This is a genomic window from Mesorhizobium sp. WSM4822 (assembly GCF_055811155.1).
Map to the genome: position 1 here is coordinate 291,719 of NZ_JBVVQM010000005.1, position 17,649 is coordinate 309,367.

Consider the following 17,649-nt stretch of genomic DNA (forward strand, 5'->3'; position numbering starts at 1 on the left):
CCCCCATTTTGTTTTTTTTTTTCCAAAAATAAAAATCGGGGGCCCCCCCCCCCCCCCGGCCCCCCCGGGGTTTTTTTTTTTTTTCCCCCCCCCCGGGGGCCCCCCCCCCCCCCCGCCAGGTGACAGCCAGTGATGATTTACTGGTTTTCCTTGGTCTGACCCATGATTTCCTGGGCGCTGAAATTGATGCCGCAGGTCGGGAAGGAATTGCCGACGAAGAAATTATCGGATTCCTTGGGGAAGTAATCCGTGCCTTCCTTCAAGTTCGGGTCTTCGGCGATCGCCAGCGGCAGCTTCACCTCTTGTGGCACCACCTCGCCTTCGAGTGCGGCGATCGCGGTCTTGATGGCGACGGCGACCTGAGCCGGACCCGAGCCCGCGGACGAGCACTTCAGCCCGTCGGCCGAATGCGCGGCGCAGAACTTGCGGAAGCCGTTCTCGGTCTCGCCGCCAAACGGCACGAACGGATGCTTGGCGTCGATCATCGCCTGCACGATGCCGGTATCGCCGCCCTGGCCGGTGATGCCGTCGAACGGACCGTTGGTGGCGATCGCATCGGCGGTCACTTTCTGTGCCACGCCGTCATCCCATTTGCCGGCGACTTCGGTGACGTCCCACTTCTTGCCGGACGCAGCGAAGACCTCGTGGATGCCGTTGTGGCGGTCGGTGTCGACGGAGGTGCCGGCGACGCCGCGCACTTCCAGGATCTTGCCGCCATTCGGTATCTTGGCGACCAGCCACTTGGCCCACAATTCGCCAAGGCCTTTCTGATCGACATTGACGTTGATGGCATCCTTGGTGTCAAGGATGTTGTCGAAGGCGACCAGAACGATGCCGGCTTCCTTGGCGCGCTTGATGACCGGACCGAAGGCCGTCGGGTTCTGGGCGTCGGTGACGATGGCGTCATAGCCGGAATCGATGAAATTGTTGATCGCCGAGATCTGCGCCGGCACGTCCTCGCCCGTCGAGACGACCTTGAATTCCTTGATCTTGGCTTTGACTTCAGGTTGTGCGGCGTAGGCCTTGGCCGTCTGCACCATCTGGATGCGCCAGGTGTTGGCAATATAGCCATTGGCGAAGGCGATGCGGAACGGCCCTTCCTTCTTGGGATATTTGAAGAATTTGGTCTCCGCGCTCCACGGCGCGAAACAGTCCGCCTGAGCGGCAGGACCCGATACGATTTCGGGTCCGGCGGCCATGGCGGCCGAATTGAGCATGACGAATGCAGTGGCGGCAACGACGCCACCAACAAGTGACTTGATCATCGATAATCCTCCCGATTGCAGTTCTGATTGTTCGTTTCGCAATGCGAATTTTTCGCGCAATGGACCGGCACCTCCCGCCTCGCCATGCGCTTCCTTGGCCGCCCGTGGTGGCCGACCCGGTTCCTCCCTTGTCGCCGCCAGCGGGGCGAAAACTATCATATTATCCATAATAAACAAGTATTAGTTGTCGCTTATGTATAATAAACAGGTGCGACCTGTCGTTCATGCACCTGCCTGGAGAAGATGGTAGCGCTACCAAATTGGCGTGTAAACCGGCATTCGCACAGTCGCTCCTGTGCGTTTCAACGCGCCGTGCTCTCGCGGCGCTTGAGCTCGAAACCGAGGTCGACGATCCGTTGCTCCGGTCTGTTGCCGGCGATCGCCGCCAGCGCCATGGCGACGGCACGCCGGCCGATCTCATAGCGATGGGTGCGGATGCTGGTGACTGACGGAAACGCCACCTGCATCATGTCGAGATCGTTGAAACCGACGATGCCGACCGTCTTCGGCACCGCGATCGAGGCGCGATGGCATTCGAACAAGACGCCGAGCGCGATATCGTCATTGTTGCAGAAGACACCGTCGAGTGTCGGCACCTTGGCCAGCGCGTCGCGGAACATCTCGCGGCCGAGCGACACGCTGGACAGCACCGGCGTGGTGGTGACGAGGCGCGGGTCGAACAGGCCCGCGGCCTCCATCGCCGCGCGATAGCCGGCAAGGCGCCGCTGCGAACGCGGATCCATGCGCGCGCCGATGAAGCCGATGCGGCGATAGCCGGCCTCGACCAGATGCTCGGTCGCCGCCCTGCCGCCATCGAGATGCGAGAAGCCGACCATCATGTCGACCGGATCTGGACCGGTTTCCATGACCTGCACCACGGGGCAGCCGGCACTTTCCAGCAGCTTTCGCGAGGCCGGTGTCTGATCGATGCCAGCGACGATCAGCGCAGCTGGCCGCTGCGAACCGAACAGCTGCAGCAGCCGCTCTTCCTCGAGGCCGGAATAGTGGGTGTTGCCAAGCTGGATGCGGAACGGGCCGGCCGACAGGCTGTCATAGATGCCGCGCACCACCTCGGCGAAGACGTTGTTGGTGAGCGACGGCACCAGCACGCCGAACACCTCGGCGCGCGCCGAGGCCAGCGCCCGCGCATTCGGGTCCGGCACGTAGCCCAGTTCGTCGACAGCGGCCTGGATCTGGCGGCGCAGCTCTTCGGACACACGCTCCGGCTCACGCAGGGCGCGCGACACGGTAATGGCGCCGACGCCGGCCTTGCGCGCGACATCCGCGATGGTCGGGCGGCCGCCGCCCCGGCGCGAGCGCGGCTTGGTCAAGGACGCACTCCTGGCGACGGGCTTGTGCAGCCAAGCGCCTTTGGAACCATATTCGGGGTCTTTGCCACCGTCGTCATGCCAAACCGGCCTGTTGCCGCACCCATTCGCCTACCGGCGTCGCGCAGCCTTGGGTTGTTGTCAAGCCGCGCAGCTCCCGGACCATTGGGCACGGTGAGCTCAGGCCGTCACGGCTGTGCTGCGCCGTGCCTTCCAGAACAGCAGCCCGATCGCCACCAGGTTCAGCAAATTCCAGGCGATGCCGTTGAGGAACGCAGCGGCGTAGGAACCGGTCAAATCGTAGATCCAGCCCGACATCCAGCCGCCGATCGCCATGCCGAAGATGGTCGCCATCATGACGATGCCGATACGCTGGCCGGCCTCCCTGGCCGGCATGTAGTCGCGCACGATGATCGCGTAGCAAGGCACGATGCCGCCCTGCGACAGGCCGAACACCAGCGACACCACATAGAGCGAGGCAAGCCCGTCGAACGGAATATAGAACAGCAGCGACAGGCACTGCAGAACCGAGCCGATCATCAATGTCCACACCGCGCCGATACGGTCGGCCAGGAAGCCGGACGCCAGCCGGCTGACGACGCCGCCCGCCATCATGATCGACAGCATGTCGGCGCCATGTGCGACGCCGTAGCCAAGGTCCATGCAATAGGCGACGATATGCACTTGCGGCATCGACATCGCCACGCAGCAGCCGAGGCCGGCGGCGACCAGCAGCACCTGCAAGGCCGCCGGCGACAGCGAGATCGGCTGCACCGACCGGCTTCCGGGCGAACCCGCGACGGCCGCCGCCGGGGCACCGCGCCGCAGCATCAGCACCAGCGGCACCATTGTCACCAGGCAGAAGATGCCGATTGCCGCATAGGTGAAGCGCCAGCCCTCCGCCTTCATCAGTGTCGGCATGATGGTCGGCCACAACGCTCCGGCAAGGTAATTGCCGGCCGCCGCCGCTGTGACCGCAACGCCGCGACGGCGGTTGAACCAGTGCGAGATATCGGCGATCAGCGGCCCGAAGATCACCGACGTGCCGATACCGATCAGCACTCCTTGGGCAAGCGTGAACTGCAGGATCGAGGTCGACAGCGCCGCGAGCAGCAGCCCGGCGGAAAGCGCAATCGAAGAGATCAGCGCCGGGATCCAGTAACCCATCCGGTCGATGGCGCGGCCGACCAGCACGTTGCCGGCGGCGAAACCGACCATGGTCGCGGTGTAAGGCATGGACGCCGCGGCGCGGTCGACGCCGAACTCGGCCTGCACCGCGGGCAGCACGACGACGACAGCCCACATGCCCACGGCGCCGATCGTCGCCAGCAGCATCGAGATGGCAAGCCGCATCCAGGCATAGGAGCTGTCGATGCCGGGGCCGGGCTGGATGCTGTCGGTTCGAGTCAAGGCGTTTCCTGTCGGCGGTCTCGGAGATCGGCTGCCGTTTGCGCCACTATCGGCGCATTCTCAGGCCGCAGCAGCGCCACAGCGGGCAAATCCGTGGCTCCAGAGCCAGGCCGGAACCGATGCCGATGTGCGGAGTTTCCCGGCAACCCACCCTGCAAAGGAGTCCAGCGATGACCGCCACCAGGAAAAAATGGTCGGCCGAGGTGACCGAGCACAGCAACGCAATGGATCTTGAGGATCACGTCTTCGAATCCGACGACGCCAGGAAGATCGCCGCCTCGCTGAAACGATCCGCCGAACACAGCCACAGACGCAAGGCCGAGCCTTTCCAATCCGCCATGTCGATGCTGAATTTTTACATCAACCGCGCCGGCAAGAACTTGCCTGCCGCGCGCAAAAAAGTGCTTGAGGACGCCAAGGACGAACTGCGCAGCGCCTTCGGACGTGACAAGGATGACTAGCGGCGGCCGGTCAGGCTCTACCGGGCGCGGATGACGCCGTCTGTGTTGGCGAGCAGTTTGCGCACTGCATTGCGCGCGGCGTCGGGGCGCTGCAGGCGGATGTTCTTCTCGATCGCCTCGTGCAGCTTCTGCGCGTGGTTTAGATCGTCGATCTCCCGCGTCGTATAGGCAAAGAGGTGATCGAACGCGGACTCGATCAGTACGCCGAGCGGCACCAGAAGGTCGTTGCCCGAAGCCCGCAGGATGGCAAGATGGAAGCGCGTGTCGGCGCGGGTCCGCTCCTGCAGGCTCGTCGCCTCTCCCATCTCACGGCAGGCCAGGCTGATCTCGGCCATCTGCTCGTCGGTTCTTCGCATGGCGGCAAACGCGGTCGCTTCCGGCTCGATGATGTGGCGGAATTCCTGCACCGTCTTGAGGAACACTTCGCGATCCGGCGACGTCGCGTACCAGGCAAGCACATCGCGATCGAGCAGGTTCCAGCGTTCCTTCGGCTCGACCCAGCTGCCGATCTTGGGACGTGAGGCCAAAAGGCTCTTGGCCATCAGCATCTTGATGGCTTCGCGCACCGCCGAGCGGCTGACGCTGAAGGTCTCCGACCATTTCGCTTCATTGGGCAGGATGGTGCCGGGCGGATAGTCGCCGCGCACGATCCTGAGGCCGATTTCGCTGGCCAGCGAGGCGTGGACGCTGGAGCCTGGGATACGCGCGGCGTCGGCGCGGCGAACGCCGCCCGGACGGTCCCCGGAGACCGCCTTCCCCAACGATTTTTCCTTGTTCGGCTTCGCGTCCCGCATGGGTTCCAGAAAGTCCGTATTAAGCAGGCTGTCAAGCGCGGCAAGCGGCTTGCACCGCAAAGCCGCCCGCTGTGCACAGATCAGCCCCGATTGCTTCGCGGATCAGTCCTGCTTGACGTATTTGCGCCAGCTATGCTCCGGGCGGAAGCCCAGCACGTCGCGCGCCTTGCGGTTGGAGAGCAGCGTCTCGTATTCGCCGAGTTCGGCCTTGACCGTCACGCCGGGGTAGAACCGCTTCAGGAGTTCGGCGGTCGGCAGGTCGGACGAGGTGTCGTCATTGGCCGCGTTGAACACCTGATAGCCGAGCCCGTCCTTCTCGATGGCGCGCAGCGTGATCTGGCCAAGGTCGCGCGCGTCGACATAGCTCCAGGCGATGCGCTTGCGGAAACCCGGATCGGCGAACCATTTCGGAAACAGCGAATATTCGTGCGGCTCGATGACGTTGCCGATGCGCAGGGCGTAGATGTCGGTGCCGTTGCGTTGCGCAAAGGCCCGCGCCGTTTTCTCGTTGACGACCTTGGACAAAGCATAGCTGTCCATCGGATCGACATCATACTCCTCGTCGAGCGGGAAATATTTGGGATCGCGCGGCTCGTTGGCGAACACAAGCCCATAAGTCGTCTCGCTGGAGGCGATGATAATTTTGCGGATACCGAGCTTCACCGCCGCCTCGACGACATTGTAGGTGCCGAGCGCATTGATGCGGAACACCTCGTTGTCGGTGGTGATCATGATGCGCGGGATGGCGGCGAAATGCACCACTGCATCGACCGGCTGCGGGCGCAGCGAGGGGTCGAATTCATGCAGGCCCATATAGCTCGACAGTGCGTTGAACACCTGCCCGCTGTCGGTGATGTCGGTGATCAGCGTGCGCACCTTGGGATTGTCGAGCGGCTTGGTGTCGATGTTGAGCACCTGGCAGCCTTGCTCGACCAGATATTGGACGACATGGCGTCCGGCCTTGCCGCTGCCGCCGGTGAACATGATCCGCTTCGTCATTTTGCTCTCCACATCCTCAGGAATTTATGTGTATTGTCAGACAATATCGCCATCCGCAACCACCCTCGCCTGCAAAACAGCAGCGCCTGACATCAATCATTGCAACAGGACTTGAAGACATGAACACGACTGCCGCGAGCGAAAAGATCGGCTTCATCGGGCTTGGCCTTATGGGCCACGGGATCGCCAAGAACATCGTCGACAAGGGCTACAGCCTGACCTTCCTCGGCCGCAAGAACCGCAAACCGGCGGAAGACCTGCTTGGCCGCGGCGCCACGGAAGCATCGACCTCGCGCGATGTGGCGGCGGCATCTGATATCGTCTTCATCTGCGTCACCGGTTCGCGCGAGGTCGAAGCCATCATTCGCGGCCCCGGCGGCCTCAAGGAGGGCTTGAAAAAGGGCTCGGTCGTCGTCGACTGCTCGACCTCCGATCCGGTCTCGACGGTGGCGCTGGCAGCGGAACTCAAGGCGCTCGGAATCGATTTTGTCGACGCGCCGCTCAGCCGCACGCCGAAGGAAGCCTGGGAAGGCACGCTCGACGCCATGGTCGGCGCGCCGGACGCCCTCTTTGCCAGGGTGAAGCCGGTGATCGAAACCTGGGCCGGCCGCATCGTCCATATCGGCGACACCGGCGACGGCCATCGCATGAAGCTGCTCAACAATTTCATCTCGCTCGGCTACGCCGCGATCTATTCCGAGGCGCTGGCGCTGGCTGAGAAGGTCGGCATCTCGCCGCCGCGCTTCGACAGCGTCATTCGCAATGGCCGCATGGATTGCGGCTTCTACCAGACCTTCATGCGCTGGACGCTGGAAGGTGACCGCGACGCGCACAAATTCACCATCGCCAATGCCTTCAAGGACCTGACCTATCTGGAATCGATGGCGGGTGCGGCCGGTATTGCCAATCCGCTCGGCAACGCCACCAAGAACTCCTTCGCCGGTGCCCATGCAACCGGGCCGGCCGAGCAATTCGTGCCGATGCTGGCTACGCATATCGCTGGGGTGAACGGTGTCGACCTGATGCCGATGAAGGATGGGAAGAAGCAGACCATTTGACCGATTACCCAACCCTGGCGCCGGTCACCGCCTCCACCGCCCTATCCCATCGTCGGTATCTGCAAGCAGCTTGTGCACGGCGTTGCGCGCGGCGGCTGGGCGCTGCAGGCGGATGTTTTTTTCGATCGCCTCATGCAGCTTCTGCGCCTGGCGCTGATCGGCGACCTGCTGTGTCGTGAATGCGAAGAGATGGTCGAGGGCCGACTCGATCAGCACGCCGAGCGGCACCAGGAGGTCGTTGCCGGAGGCGCGCAGGATGGCCAGATGAAAGCGCGTATCGGCGCGGATACGCTCCTGCAGGCTCAAGGCCTCGCCCATCTCGCGGCAGGCCTGGCTGATTTCCGCCATTTGCTCGTCGCTGCGCCGTATGGCGGCAAAGGCCGACGCTTCCGGTTCGATGATATGACGAAACTCCTGCACGGTTCGCAGGAACGCCTCGCGGTCGGGCGCCGTCGCGTACCACGCCAGCACATCGCGATCGAGCAGGTTCCAGCGCTCCTTCGGCTCGACCCAGCTGCCGATCTTGGGGCGTGAGGCCAGCAGGCTTTTCGCCATCAGCATCTTGATGGCTTCGCGCACCGCCGAACGGCTGACATTGAAGATCTCGGCCCATCTGGACTCGTTGGGCAGGATGGTGCCGGGCGGATAGTCGCCACGCACGATCCGCAGGCCAATCTCGCCGGCCAGCGAGACATGGACGCTCGCTCCCGCAAAATGCGCGGCACCGGCCTTGCGCATGACAGCCGGGCCGTGGCTGGCTTGTGCCTTGGCCCGGTCGGTTTGCTTGCTTGACTTCTCGTCCGGCATCCACGTTCCAATGCGTCGACCGTCTGTCGTCCGGATTGAGCCGAACCGCACGGGCGCCGATCTCGTTGCCGAAAAATCCAGATCACGGGCACGGCAAAGCCGGAGCCGGTTGCCCCAACCATTGCGTCCGTTCGGGAATTATCGCTTCCGTTCAGGAATGACGGGGCGCCCGCAACCGGGCGCCCCGAAATCGAGAACCTACTTCTGGATGCAGGTGTCGACCGTATCCTTGGTGCACTCGTCGAGGCCGGTGAACACCGGATCGGCCACTGCCTTGCCTTCGATCAGGTCGATCATCACCGACGGTGCCTTGTAGCCCATTTCGAACGGCCGCTGACCGACCAGAGCCGTCACGAGGCCGTCACGAGCGATCGCCACTTCGTCGCCGATCGTGTCGGCGGCGCCGATGACGAAGTCGTTGCTGGCGATCCGGTCCTTGAGCGGTCCGAACAGATCGCGATAGGGCTGCGGCGCCCCGAACAGCGGCCAGCCGCCCATGATGCCGAAGGCGTCCAGCTTGGGGTTGGCGGCGAGGATGTCGGTCATCGCCTGTACGCCCTTGGCGCCGTCGTCATTGGTGAACACCGGGCAGCCGGCGACTTCGGTCCAGCCACCTTCACCGGCAAGTGCGGCAAGGCCTTCCTTGCCCGACAGTGCGTCACGCATGCCTTGCGCACGGCGCAGGATGTTGTCGGCCGCCGGGTTGCCTTCGATGGTGCAGATCGTGCCACCATTCGGCTTGCCCTTCTTGATGTACTCGCCGATCTTCTTGCCCATCAGGTAATTGTCGGTACCGAGATAGGTCTTGCGAAGACCTGCGTCTTCCTTGCTGAGATCGGCATCGACCGTCATGATCGGGATCGTCGGATTGGCGCTCTTGATCGTCTGCGCGATCAGCGGCGCGTTGGACGGCGAGATCGCCATCGCCACCGTGTCGGCCTTGCTCAGCATGTCCTGGACGATCTGCGCCTCGCCGGCCTCGTCCGAAGTCGACGCCGGACCGGTGTAGAAGCATTCATACTCCGAGCTGGCGTTTTCCTTGTTCCATTTCTCGCAGCCCTGGTGGATGGCCTCGAAGAACGGATTGTCGAGACCTTTCACGACAATGACGAGCTGTTTCTTGGCCAAAGCCGGCCCGGCACCCAACGCCATTGCGGCGACGGCGGCGAGCAAAAGTGTCTTCCTCATGTCAGTCCTCCCTTGAAACAAACGGACACGGCGTGCCCGCCATACAGATCGACCGGATGCGTGATGACCGAGGGTCGTTTCGAGCGCTCGTGTCGCCAGGACAGATCGATAAGCATTTCCAGATTCGGCTTCAGATCAGCTCACACACAGGTGTCGCCGGATGCTGGGCCGTCAAACCTCCGCCGATTCCGGCCGGCGAACCGCCAGCGGGGATCGGCATAATCTCCTCCGACGCTTAGCTAATATCGGCTTGGCGCCAACGTCAATGCTATTTGTCCTACAAAACGGATTTTTAAAATAGTCCTGGCCCAATTCGTCCGACAATTGATTGACGTGCGCCGGCTTTTGCGTAAAAGAACGCTAACGCCGTCTTCGGGAGGAGCCGGGGAGAGCGAGGCCTAAGCAGCGTCGGCATCCACGCCGGGAACAGCGGCAGGTCGCAAATCACGGGGAGGCAAAGGCTGGTGGCGGTTCTCGAACTCACCAACATCTCTAGGCATTTCGGCGCCATCCAGGCTGTCAACGACGTTTCGCTGTCGATCGAGCCCGGACAGGTGGTCGGCCTCATGGGTGACAACGGCGCCGGCAAGTCGACGCTGGTCAAGATGATCGCCGGCAATTTCCGCCCGAGCCATGGCACCATGCACATGGACGGCAAGGAATTGATCCTGCACAAGCCGGCGGAAGCCCGCCAGCACGGCATCGAGATCGTCCACCAGGACCTTGCGCTCTGCAACAATCTGACTGCCGCCGCCAACGTCTATCTCGGCCGCGAGCTGCGGCGCGGCGTCGGGCCGTTCCGCATCCTCGACTATGCCTCGATGTACAAGCGTGCCGGCCAGCTCTTTGCCGAATTGAAGTCCGAAACCCGTCCGCGCGACCTCGTCAAGCAGATGTCGGGTGGCCAGCGCCAGGCGGTGGCGATCGCCCGCACCATGCTGTCGCAGGCCAAGATCGTGCTGATGGACGAACCGACGGCGGCGATCTCGGTGCGCCAGGTCGCCGAAGTGCTGAACCTGATCCGCCATTTGCGCGATCAGGGCATCGCCGTCGTGCTGATCAGCCACCGAATGCCTGACGTCTTCACCGTCGCCGACCGCGTCATCGTCATGCGGCGCGGCCGCAAGGTCGCCGACAAGACGATTGCGTCGAGCTCGCCCGAGGAAGTCACCGGGCTGATCACCGGCGCCATCGAACAGGTTTGATTTCAGCGAATTTCACCACGCAGCAGATGAAGGTCGACGATGGCACTGACAATTGACCAGCCGATCGAACACAAGCAGCAATCCTTGGCCGCGAGAGTGTTTGCCAGCCAGACCTTCTGGGTGGTGATCGCGGTCATCCTCGCCTGCGTGTTCCTGTCGTTTGCCACCGACGCGTTTGCCACGTCGAAGAACCTCTACAACATCACCCGCAACATCACCTTCGTCGCCATTATCGCGCTCGGCATGACTTTCGTCATCATCACCGGCGGCATCGACCTGTCGGTCGGCTCGGTACTATGCCTGTCGTCAATGGTGCTGGCCGTCACCATGCATGCCGGCTACTCGATCGAGGTCGGCATCCTGGCCTCCATTGCCACCGCGCTCGCCATTGGCGCCTTCAACGGCGTGCTGATCGCCTATCTCGGCTTTCCACCCTTTGTGGTGACGCTCGGGATGTTGTCGATCGCCCGCAGCCTCGCCATGGTCGCCTCCAACAACACCGTCGTCTTCCAGTTCGGGCCGGACCACGCCAAGCTTCTGTCATTGGGCGGCGGCGCCTGGGTGTTCGGCATCGCCAATCCGGTGCTTTACATGATCCTTCTGGCGCTGATCACCGGCTTTATCCTGCGCTGGACGAAGTTCGGCCGCCACATCTTTGCCATTGGCGGCAACGAGCACGCGGCAACGCTGACCGGCGTTCCGGTGCGCCAGATCAAGGTTGCCGTCTACATGATCTCGGCGCTGTCGGCCGGCATTGCCGGCATCATCCAGACCGGCTGGCTGGGCGCCGTCACCACCAATCTCGGCACCGGCATGGAGCTGCAGGTGATCGCCGCAACCGTCATCGGCGGCGCCAATCTGGCTGGCGGCGTCGGCACCGCCTTTGGCGCCATCGTCGGTGCGGCCCTGATCGAGGTGATCCGCAACAGTCTCGGCCTGCTCGGCATCAATGCCTTCTGGCAAGGCGTGTTCATCGGCGGCGCCATTCTGCTGGCGGTGCTGTTCGACCGCATCCGCAATTTCCGCCGCAGCGACTAAGCCGACAGTTGATGGCCAACTCCCTGTTCAGCCTTGAGGGGCGGCTGGCGCTGGTGACTGGCTCCGGCCAGGGCATCGGCTTCGCGCTGGCTCGGGGCATGGCTGAACATGGGGCAAGCGTGGTGCTGAACGGCCGCGACGCCGCCAGGATCGGCGGTGCCGTCGAAAAGCTACGCAATGCCGGCTTCAAGGCGCACGCCTCGACCTTCGACGTCACCGATTTTCAGGCGGTCAACGAGGACATTGCCCGCATCGAGGCCGAGATCGGCGCCATCGACATCCTCATCAACAATGCCGGCGTGCAGTTCCGCGCCCCGCTCGAGGACTTTCCCGAGGAGCAATGGGAGCGCCTGTTCAAGACCAATGTGTCGGGCGCCTTCCATGTCGGCAAGGCGGTCGCCCGCCACATGATCCCGCGCGGCAAGGGCAAGATCATCAACATCGGCTCGGTGCAGAGCGAACTGGCAAGGCCGAACATCGCACCATACACCGCGACCAAGGGCGCGATCCGTAACCTGACAAGGGGCATGTGCGCCGACTGGGCCAAACACGGCCTGCAGATCAATGCGATCGCGCCCGGCTATTTCCGCACCGAGATGAACCAGGCGCTGGTCGACAATCCGGAATTTTCCGCCTGGCTGGAAAAGCGCACGCCCGCCGGACGCTGGGGCGCTGTCGACGAGCTGATCGGCGCCGCCGTGTTCCTTGCGTCCGACGCATCGTCTTTCGTCAACGGCCATACACTGTATGTCGATGGCGGCATGACGGCTTCGGTTTGAGGGGCGTTCTTCCCTTGTGGGAGGAGAGGAAACCTATCGCTCAGTCTGAAAATCCGGCCGCATCGGCCGTCATTCGCCCTCACCGCCCCCGCGCGTCTTGACGCGGCCCCGAACTCAGCCGCACAATCCCTGTTGCAGACGAAGGGAGGCCAGTCGTCTGCGGGAGGATATACCCATGACGGAAGCGATCAGGCTCTACTGGGGCCGGTTCGGACATGTATCTATCCTGAATGTCGCAAGCGACTTCGTCACCCATGCCCATGTCGAGGCCCATCTGATCATCTGGCTGGAAGGTACGGCCGGCGAAATGACCATCGGCCGCGAGACCGTCCGGCTTGGACCTGGAACGGCCGCCGGCATCAACTCCTTCCAGCCGCACAGCCATGTTCTGTCGCAAAACGGGACGCCCGGTCTGTTTCTCGCCTTCTACATCGATCCCGACTGGGCGCGGCGCCGCCGCGACCTGCCTTCGTCGGCACCGCTGTTTTCACAAGCCGCGATCACGCTGGAACCGTGGCTGCATCAGGCCGCCGCCAATCTGCTCGACCACCTCAGCGACAATGAGAGCGTCGACGATATCGCCAACTACGAGATCGAGCGTTTCATCGATAGCGTGCTCGACGCCGCCGACGCCTCGGCGCCGCAGGAGGCCCGTGTCCGCATCAACACCATGCAGGATTTCCGTGTCCGCAAGGCAATCCAGCTGATGAAGGCCAATGTCTGCGAGCGCATCTGCTTCGACGACGTGGCGCGCAGCGTCGGCCTGTCGCGACCGCATTTCTTCGCTTTGTTCAAGGAACAGACCAATCTGACGCCCAATGTCTACTGGAACACGCTGCGCATGGAGGAAGCGGTGCGGCAGCTGCAATGGTCGCGGGAGCCGCTGATCTCGGTCGCCTGCAATCTCGGCTTCACCACGCAGGGCAATTTCTCGCGTTTTTTCCGCGACCATGTCGGTGTGCCGCCGACGCTCTACCGCGAGGCCGCGCGGGCGATTGCCTGAGCCTGTCCTCGTTTAGTCAAGGTCGACTGTTTTTCAGACTCCTTGATACACGCTCAAGACGCATTGATAAGCGTCGCTGAAATGGCCGCCCTACCCTTGCACCGGATCGTTTTTGCAAGGGAACATTTGAATGGCCAAAGTCACCATATCCAGCGTCATCGACGCGCCGGTCGAAAAGGTCTGGGCGCGCATACGCGACTTCAACGGGCTGCCGGGCTGGCATCCGCGCATGGTGGAGAGCCACATTGAAGACGGCAAGGATGCCACCATGATCGGCTGCGTGCGCAATTTCCAGCTCGCCAGCGGCGCCCGCCTGCGCGAAAAGTTGCTCGACTTCTCCGATCAGAATTTCCTGGTCAGCTACTCCATCCTCGAGACGCCGCAACCGCTGACCAATCACAAGGCGACCCTGCAGCTGCGGCGTGTGACCGATGGCGACCGCACCTACGCCGAATGGACCGCCAGCTTCGACGCCGCGCCCGAGGAGGCAGACAAGCTGGCCGAGGGCATGGGCGCGAATGTCTTTCAGGGCGGCTTCAACGCCCTGAAAAGCCATTTCGCCGGCCAGAGCTGACAGGAGCCAAACCATGGCGCTGGCACTGCAGACCTTTGCAACGGTGAAAGACGCGAACGCGGCACTGAAAGCCCAGGGCACACGCTATCTCGGCGGCGGCACGCTGGTCGTCCGCGCGGCCAATGAAGGCGATGTTTCGGTTTCCGGCCTTGTCAGGTCGACCGAGCCGTCTTTGTCCACCATCGCTGTTGCCGGCGGCAAAGTCCGCATCGGCGCTTCGGTGACGATGGCGGCGATCGCCGGCCATCCGGTGCTCGGCACGCTAGCCAAGGCCGCCCGCGCCGTCGGAGGCCCGGCCATCCGCAACATGGCGACCATCGGCGGCAATCTTTTTGCCCCGGCCCCCTATGGCGATTTCGCCGTTGCCCTGCTGGCGCTCGATGCGACGGTCGGCACCGATGACGGGCAAACGCCGATCGAGACTTTTCTGGCCAATCGGGACGGCAGCCGCGCCGTCGTCACTTCCGTAAGCTTCACGCTTCCGAAGGCCGACAGTTTCCGCTTCCTGAAAGTGTCGAGGGTCAAGCCCAAGGGCGTCTCTGTGCTCAGCATAGCCGGTGCTCTGGAACTGTCGCCGGATGGCACCGTAACCTCGGCGCGGATCGCGCTCGGCTGCATGGCGGATCGGCCAATGCGCGCCAGGGCGGCGGAAAAAGCGCTGATCGGCCGAACGCTGACCGCTGACGGCATCGCGCCGGCCTTGGCCGCGGCCGGTGATGGCACCTCGCCCATCACCGACCCAATCGCCAGCACCTGGTATCGCGCCGAAGTCCTGCCGGTTCATCTCGGCCGGTTGCTGCTCGCATAATATTTCGTTCGGGGGCGCGCGTCTGTCCGCCGGTTCGGGCAGGCGCGCTGGGAGGAAAACATGGCAAAAGTTCCGGTTCAATTCACGCTCAACGGCTCGGAAAAGGCCGAATTCATCGACAGCGGCACAACGCTGCTGCACGCGCTACGCGACAAGATCGGCGACACCTCGCCGAAAGGCGGCTGCCATCAAGGCACCTGCGGCGCCTGTTCGGTCATCATAGACGGCGAACTCAGGCTCTCCTGCCTGACGCTGGCCGAGACCTGCGATGGCGCCGTTATCAGCACGACTTCAGGGCTTTCGGAAAGCGGCGTGCTGCACCCGCTGCAGCGCGCCTTCCTCGACACCTTCGCCACGCAATGCGGCTTCTGCACGCCGGGCATGATCATGGCGGCCAAGGTGCTGCTCGATCATACGCCCAACCCCAGCCGCGACGAGGTGGTCGAGGCGCTATCGGGCAACATCTGCCGTTGCACCGGCTACGAACCGATCATCAAGGCGGTGCTGACTGCCGCCCGCGCCAATTCGCAGAACGCGGCCTGAGGGGTCCAAAAGAATGGAACTGCGCAAGAACTACTTCGCCGATGTCCGCAAAGATGATCTGCACGAGATCGGCCAACCTCGGCCGCGCTCCGATTCACCCGGCCATGTCACCGGCAAGACCGCCTTTTTCGCCGACCGCAATTTCCCCGGCATGCTGCACCTGAAGATGGTGCGCAGCCCGCATCACCATGCCCGCATCCGCTCGATCGACACCTCCGAGGCGGAAAAACATCCAGGTGTGGTGAAAATTCTGACCGCCAAGGACGTGCCGCACAATGTCTACACCATCCTGATCCTGATCCAGGTCGGGCCGGAGGACGAGACGGTGCTTGCCGACGGCAAGGTGCGCTGGAAGGGCGAGGCCGTAGTGGCGGTGCTGGCCGAAACCGAGCGTGCCGCGCAAGAGGCCGCAGCCAAGGTCAAGGTCGACTATGAGGTGCTGCCGGCCGTCTTCGACATGGAAGAGGCGCTGAAACCCGGCGCGCCGCTGGTCAACGAATATCACGGCCAGAATTATTATCTCTATGACAGCGGCGAATGCCGCAAGGTGCGCTTCGGCGACGTCGAGGCGGGCTTCGCCGGTGCCGACCACATATTGGAGGAGAGCTACCAGTCCTCGCCGATCGAGCACGCGCCGACCGAGACCACCGGCTGCGTGGTGGCGCCCGAGGGCAATGACCGCTTCACCTGCTACACCAACACGCAGGCGATGTTCTTCACGCTCGACAACACCTCGATCATCCTGCAGATGCCCGGCAGCAAACTGCATTTCGTCGGCGGCACCGTCGGCGGCGGCTTTGGCGGCAAGGTCGACGTCATCGTCGAGCCGATCGCCATCCTCGGCGCAAAATTAACCGGACGACCAGTCTGTTTTATCTACAGCCGCGAGGAGGAGATGCAGATATCGTCGCCACGCGCCGCTGAAAAGGTCGTCATCAAGGACGGCGTCATGAAGGACGGCCGCATCGTCGCGCGCAAGGTCACTGGCTACACCGATGCCGGCGCCTATTCGCGCCACTCGCCCTATGGCGCGCAGAAGGGCGCGGGGCACTATCCCGGCCCCTACACTATCCCGAACGTCTGGATCGACACCTACTGCGTCTACACCAACCGCACGCCCTCCTCCGCCATGCGCGGCTTCGGCGTCACCATCGGCGATTTCGCGCTGGAGGTGCAGATGGACAAGCTGGCGCGGCTGATCGGCATGGATCCGCTCGAATTCCGCTTCATCAATGCCTATCGCGACGGCGACATGAAGGCGCACCGCCAGCCGACCGAGGGCGCGGCGCTGATCGAATGTATGCAGGAAGCCTCGCGCGCCGCCAACTGGCCGGTGGCGGAAAAGTACATGGCGATGTCATCCTACGTGAAGGGAGCTTGAGATGGCGATCAGGCGCGGACGCGGCGTTGCCGCCATCAACTATCCCACAGGCATGAACCTCGGCGGCGACCCGACGCAGGCGCTGGTGCATTCGACGCCGACAGGCAATTTCATGGTGACGCTGTCATCGGTCGATCTCGGCCAGGGCATGAAGCAGATCATGGCGCAGATCTGCGCCGAGACGATCGGCGTGCCGACCGACCGTGTCGTCGTCGACACCGCCGACACCGACACCGGCCCGCACTGCATGGGCACCTTCGCCTCGCGCGGCACACACCGCGCCGGCAACGCCGTCATCCAGGCGGCAAGGGAAGCCCGCCAGGTGATGCTGGAAGTGGCGGCCGAGGAGTTGGAGGTGAATGCATCCGACCTCGAGACCGACGGCCAGGGCAACATACTGGTCAAGGGCGCGCCGAAAAAGTCGATCTCGATCTTCGATGTCGCGCTGTCGGCGCATTTCAAGCGCGGCCGCTCGATCTCGGGCCGCGGCATGTTCCTGATCCCGCGCTCTTATCCCGAGAAAGAAACCGGCGCGATGAAGCCGTCGACCTGCTACGCGCATGCCTGCACCGTGGCCGAGGTCGAGGTCGACGACGAAACCGGCGAGGTCACCGTACTGACGGTGAAGAACGTCTTCGAGATCGGCCGCGCGCTGAACCCGAAAATGGTCGAACAGCAGCTGGTCGGCGGTTCGTGGATGGGCATCAGCCATGCGCTCTACGAGACGACCGAGCCCTATTATCCCAACCGCGATCATGGCGGCACCGACTTCAACCAGTATCTGATGCCGGGTCCCGGCGACCTCGCCGAGACCGAGATCATCGTGCTGGAGCGGCCATCGGCGGACGGACCATACGGCGCCAAAGGGCCGGGCGAAATGTGCGCCAACCCACAGATCCCGGCGGTCGCCAATGCCGTCTTCGACGCCGTCGGCGTGCGCATCGACACGCTGCCGATCACGCCGGAGCGCATCCTGCGCGCGCTGAAGGCGCAAGCGGCGAACTGAGG

Annotated in this window: 18 protein-coding genes; 11 read left to right on the forward strand and 7 right to left on the reverse strand. The window is 63.3% G+C overall.

The genetic code is table 11. The features are described 5' to 3' along the window. Positions 1 to 137 precede the first annotated feature (137 nt). The 3 genes from AC0L3E_RS14440 to AC0L3E_RS14450 form a co-directional block, all read right to left on the reverse strand. Positions 138 to 1,265 (reverse strand): sugar ABC transporter substrate-binding protein, encoded by a 1,128-nt coding sequence (locus tag AC0L3E_RS14440; protein WP_127273383.1) that lies wholly within the window; start codon positions 1,263 to 1,265, stop codon positions 138 to 140. Between the two features lie 302 nt (positions 1,266 to 1,567). After that, positions 1,568 to 2,596: an HTH-type transcriptional regulator GntR gene (gntR, locus tag AC0L3E_RS14445; protein WP_473605013.1), complete on the reverse strand. Its 1,029-nt coding sequence runs from the start codon at positions 2,594 to 2,596 to the stop codon at positions 1,568 to 1,570. Positions 2,597 to 2,773: 177 nt separating this feature from the next. Then, positions 2,774 to 4,003: an MFS transporter gene (locus AC0L3E_RS14450; protein WP_473605014.1), complete on the reverse strand. Its 1,230-nt coding sequence runs from the start codon at positions 4,001 to 4,003 to the stop codon at positions 2,774 to 2,776. Between the two features lie 170 nt (positions 4,004 to 4,173). On the opposite strand from AC0L3E_RS14450, the gene AC0L3E_RS14455 reads away from it, so the two are divergent. Beyond that, positions 4,174 to 4,464 carry a DUF3175 domain-containing protein gene (locus tag AC0L3E_RS14455; RefSeq protein WP_024501537.1) on the forward strand — a complete coding sequence of 97 codons (291 nt, stop codon included), beginning with the start codon at positions 4,174 to 4,176 and terminating at the stop codon, positions 4,462 to 4,464. 17 nt (positions 4,465 to 4,481) lie between these two features. Here AC0L3E_RS14455 and AC0L3E_RS14460 read toward each other — a convergent pair whose 3' ends face one another. Together AC0L3E_RS14460 and AC0L3E_RS14465 are read right to left on the reverse strand one after the other, a co-directional pair. Next, positions 4,482 to 5,258: a FadR/GntR family transcriptional regulator gene (locus AC0L3E_RS14460; protein ID WP_127271478.1), complete on the reverse strand. Its 777-nt coding sequence runs from the start codon at positions 5,256 to 5,258 to the stop codon at positions 4,482 to 4,484. A gap of 102 nt (positions 5,259 to 5,360) precedes the next feature. Continuing rightward, positions 5,361 to 6,257, reverse strand: coding sequence for an NAD-dependent epimerase/dehydratase family protein (locus AC0L3E_RS14465; RefSeq protein WP_473605015.1), 897 nt, complete (start codon positions 6,255 to 6,257; stop codon positions 5,361 to 5,363). A 119-nt stretch (positions 6,258 to 6,376) separates the two neighbouring features. Between AC0L3E_RS14465 and AC0L3E_RS14470 the strand changes: the two genes are divergently transcribed. Next, positions 6,377 to 7,315: an NAD(P)-dependent oxidoreductase gene (locus AC0L3E_RS14470; protein WP_127331723.1), complete on the forward strand. Its 939-nt coding sequence runs from the start codon at positions 6,377 to 6,379 to the stop codon at positions 7,313 to 7,315. A gap of 24 nt (positions 7,316 to 7,339) precedes the next feature. Here the strand turns inward: AC0L3E_RS14470 and AC0L3E_RS14475 are convergent, their stop codons facing one another. Both AC0L3E_RS14475 and AC0L3E_RS14480 read right to left on the reverse strand, forming a co-directional pair. Beyond that, a complete protein-coding gene (locus tag AC0L3E_RS14475) occupies positions 7,340 to 8,122 on the reverse strand; it encodes a FadR/GntR family transcriptional regulator (RefSeq protein ID WP_127396613.1) in 783 nt (260 codons plus the stop codon). Positions 8,123 to 8,320: 198 nt separating this feature from the next. Then, entirely contained in the window at positions 8,321 to 9,310 is a 990-nt protein-coding gene (locus AC0L3E_RS14480) for a sugar-binding protein (RefSeq protein WP_127396614.1), read from the reverse strand. A 464-nt stretch (positions 9,311 to 9,774) separates the two neighbouring features. Here AC0L3E_RS14480 and AC0L3E_RS14485 point away from each other — a divergent pair, with 464 nt between their 5' ends. The 9 genes from AC0L3E_RS14485 (at position 9,775) to AC0L3E_RS14525 (ending at position 17,647) form a co-directional block, all read left to right on the forward strand. Beyond that, a complete protein-coding gene (locus AC0L3E_RS14485; RefSeq protein WP_013530854.1) occupies positions 9,775 to 10,515 on the forward strand; it encodes an ATP-binding cassette domain-containing protein in 741 nt (246 codons plus the stop codon). Between the two features lie 39 nt (positions 10,516 to 10,554). Beyond that, the gene (locus AC0L3E_RS14490; RefSeq protein WP_127266789.1) at positions 10,555 to 11,553 is read left to right on the forward strand and encodes an ABC transporter permease; all 999 of its coding nucleotides are present in this window, start codon (positions 10,555 to 10,557) and stop codon (positions 11,551 to 11,553) included. Positions 11,554 to 11,564: 11 nt separating this feature from the next. Further along, a complete protein-coding gene (locus AC0L3E_RS14495; protein ID WP_473605016.1) occupies positions 11,565 to 12,332 on the forward strand; it encodes an SDR family oxidoreductase in 768 nt (255 codons plus the stop codon). 175 nt (positions 12,333 to 12,507) lie between these two features. Further along, complete coding sequence (locus AC0L3E_RS14500; protein ID WP_127266791.1) at positions 12,508 to 13,335, forward strand: AraC family transcriptional regulator; 828 nt, start codon at positions 12,508 to 12,510, stop codon at positions 13,333 to 13,335. Between the two features lie 130 nt (positions 13,336 to 13,465). Continuing rightward, the gene (locus AC0L3E_RS14505) at positions 13,466 to 13,909 is read left to right on the forward strand and encodes an SRPBCC family protein (protein ID WP_127266792.1); all 444 of its coding nucleotides are present in this window, start codon (positions 13,466 to 13,468) and stop codon (positions 13,907 to 13,909) included. 13 nt (positions 13,910 to 13,922) lie between these two features. After that, positions 13,923 to 14,717 (forward strand): FAD binding domain-containing protein, encoded by a 795-nt coding sequence (locus tag AC0L3E_RS14510; protein ID WP_473605017.1) that lies wholly within the window; start codon positions 13,923 to 13,925, stop codon positions 14,715 to 14,717. 60 nt (positions 14,718 to 14,777) lie between these two features. Then, complete coding sequence (locus tag AC0L3E_RS14515; RefSeq protein ID WP_256746926.1) at positions 14,778 to 15,260, forward strand: (2Fe-2S)-binding protein; 483 nt, start codon at positions 14,778 to 14,780, stop codon at positions 15,258 to 15,260. Between the two features lie 13 nt (positions 15,261 to 15,273). Further along, a complete protein-coding gene (locus tag AC0L3E_RS14520) occupies positions 15,274 to 16,641 on the forward strand; it encodes a xanthine dehydrogenase family protein molybdopterin-binding subunit (RefSeq protein WP_127266795.1) in 1,368 nt (455 codons plus the stop codon). Position 16,642: 1 nt separating this feature from the next. Then, positions 16,643 to 17,647 carry a xanthine dehydrogenase family protein molybdopterin-binding subunit gene (locus AC0L3E_RS14525; RefSeq protein WP_128309882.1) on the forward strand — a complete coding sequence of 335 codons (1,005 nt, stop codon included), beginning with the start codon at positions 16,643 to 16,645 and terminating at the stop codon, positions 17,645 to 17,647. Positions 17,648 to 17,649 lie beyond the last annotated feature (2 nt).